Genomic DNA, 2,518 nt, shown 5'->3' on the forward strand with positions numbered 1-2,518 from the left:
CCTCTTTCATCACCCTCCCGTCCAGGCTCCGTTAATCAAAGTAAATTCATCCACCTATTGAAAAGTGAAGGGGGGCAAGGTGGCACTTATCCATTGACATCACGCAAGTAGAAGAATAAAATTTTGGGGCGTAAGAGGAAGAAGAGAAATCGCCGGCCAAACAAATTTATAAGGAAGGAAGAAATCATGGCTGACAATTCATATTCCTTTGCATCTCTCATGGAGATCACAAAGCGGCCCTCAACTGTTTTTGTGGAAGGGCACGGGTCCTGGCTGAAAGACGCAAACGGTAAAGAATACCTGGATTTTGTCCAGGGATGGGCGGTGAATTGCCTGGGGCACTCCCCCAAGGTGCTGGTGGAGGCGATTGCCAAGCAGGCGGGAAAATTGATTAACTGCAGCCCCGCCTACTATAACGAGACCATGATCAAATTGGCCGACCTGATTGTAAAATACAGCTGTCTGCATAAGGTCTTTTTTACCAACAGCGGGGCGGAGGCGAATGAAGGGGCGGTCAAGCTGGCCCGAAAATGGGGGCAGAAATTCCGCAATGGGGCCTATGAGATCATAACCATGGACCATGCCTTTCACGGCCGCACCCTGGCCATGATGTCCGCCTCCGGCAAAGCGGAGTGGGCGCAGTTGTATGAACCGAAAGTAACCGGTTTCCCTAAAGTGAACCTGGACGATCTGAATGCCGTCCAGGCGGCCATCAACGAGAAAACAGTGGGGGTCATGCTGGAGCCCATCCAGGGGGAAGCCGGGGTCTTCGTGGCCACGGATGAATACCTGAAAGGATTGCGCAAGCTCACCCGGGAAAAAGGAATCCTTCTGATCCTGGATGAAATCCAGACCGGCATGGGCCGCACGGGTAAGCTGTTCGGCTATCAACATAGCGGCGTGGAGCCGGATATCATGACTTTAGCCAAAGGGATTGGAGGCGGTGTTCCCCTTGGAGCTCTGGTGGCTCACGAAAGTGTTTGCTGCTTCGAACCCGGGGACCAGGGGGGGACTTTTAACGGCAATCCCCTCATGATGGCCGCCGGTTGTGCCGTGATCGAGGAGCTGACCAAGCCAGGTTTTCTGGAAAAGGTTACCGAGACCGGGGCTTATCTGCAGGGCCGACTGGAAGAACTATCCAAGCAATATGGATTTGGTGAGGTGCGGGGTAGAGGACTCCTGTTGGCTATGGATCTAATCAAGGAAAATGGTCCCCAGATCGTTGAGGAGTCCCTGAATCGCGGACTATTGATCAATTCCCCGCGAAAGAATACCCTGCGCTTCATGCCCGCCCTGATCGTAACCCGTGAGGAGATAGACCGGATGATCGATATCTTAAAGAAGGTTTTCCCAGTTGTGGGTTGAAGATATCGATCTCGGTTCCTCCACCCGGGAGGATAAAAAGGAAAAAAGTAAACGGGGTCGGACCGAGGTAACTATTAGATTTTGCAGGGGAAGAATGGCAAAAATATGTTTATTTTTGCCTTAGAACCTCAATTTCACTGCCGAAAATAAGGTTTTAAGAAAAAGTAAAATGCCCCGAGCTAACAGGCATTACCTTCTATTATTGGGATATATCTGATTGGATTTAATTGGCTTTTCTTGGTCCGACCCGAGCGCAGCGCTATTGGTTGCGCGTCATGCTAGTTGTTAGGCGCGAAACTATATCTTGCTATTTGTTATCGTTAGTGCTATCTCCTATAATAGTGTAGGAGGTAACGCCAATGGCAAAAATACCAAATATCATTCCGATTACTGATCTCCGCCAGGATGCAACGTCAATCGTAAAGCGTGTGGCCACGTCGCGGGAGCCACTTATTATCACGCAGCGAGGTCGTGCTGCTGCCGTGATGGTCAGCATGGAAGCCTATGAGCATTCCCAGCATGAACTGGAAGTTCTGCGGCTTCTTGCCCGCGGTGAGAAAGAGATCGAAGAGGGCAAAGGCTATGCCATAGATACAGTTCTCGCGGAGGCAGACACCTTGTTGAAAGAGATACAACGGTGAAAGTCCGTTTCACTCCTTCGGCTCGCACTCAGTTTCTTGCCGCCATCGCCTACATTTATCGTGAGAACCCTACAGCGGCCGTTGCCTTCCGACACAAAGCGGAGAAGGTTTTGTCGCGACTACCAAAGTTTCCTCAATCCGGCAGAGCGTTGCCGGAATTTCCTGATATGCCCTTTCGAGAAGTCATTGTTGCGCCATATCGGTTTTTTTACCGCATAAAGGGAAGAACTATCTGGATTGTGGCCGTATGGCACGGCGCCCAATTTCCTGAAGAACCATATGAAGCCGGAAGCGCCTAACAAATCACTCCAGGGGAAATCCGGGGGCACCATACTGATTTTTAATTGATAACGGCGAGCCCTAGTATCCTGAGTCAGAAATTCGTTGAACAAATCCTGCTCTCCCGCAGGCCATTTTGGCTTAGCTCAACCGGAGCCGGCCCGAGGGCCGGGGCACTTCGCTAGGCATCATAAGGCGGTGGTCTTTCCATGGGGCCAGGCGGAAAAAAACAC

At 51.0% G+C, this 2,518-nt stretch carries 3 protein-coding genes; all 3 read left to right on the top strand.

The features are described from left to right. Nucleotides 1–186 precede the first annotated feature (186 nt). Nucleotides 187–1,365, top strand: coding sequence for an acetylornithine transaminase (locus Q7V48_08695; GenBank protein MDO9210813.1), 1,179 nt, complete (start codon nucleotides 187–189; stop codon nucleotides 1,363–1,365). A 359-nt stretch (nucleotides 1,366–1,724) separates the two neighbouring features. Beyond that, nucleotides 1,725–2,006, top strand: coding sequence for a type II toxin-antitoxin system Phd/YefM family antitoxin (locus Q7V48_08700; GenBank protein ID MDO9210814.1), 282 nt, complete (start codon nucleotides 1,725–1,727; stop codon nucleotides 2,004–2,006). After that, the gene (locus Q7V48_08705) at nucleotides 2,003–2,305 is read left to right on the top strand and encodes a type II toxin-antitoxin system RelE/ParE family toxin (GenBank protein ID MDO9210815.1); all 303 of its coding nucleotides are present in this window, start codon (nucleotides 2,003–2,005) and stop codon (nucleotides 2,303–2,305) included. Before Q7V48_08700 ends, Q7V48_08705 begins: the two co-directional genes overlap by 4 nt. The last annotated feature ends 213 nt before the right edge of the window (nucleotides 2,306–2,518 follow it).

The organism is Deltaproteobacteria bacterium, assembly GCA_030654105.1.
GTDB lineage: Bacteria > Desulfobacterota > SM23-61 > SM23-61 > SM23-61 > JAHJQK01.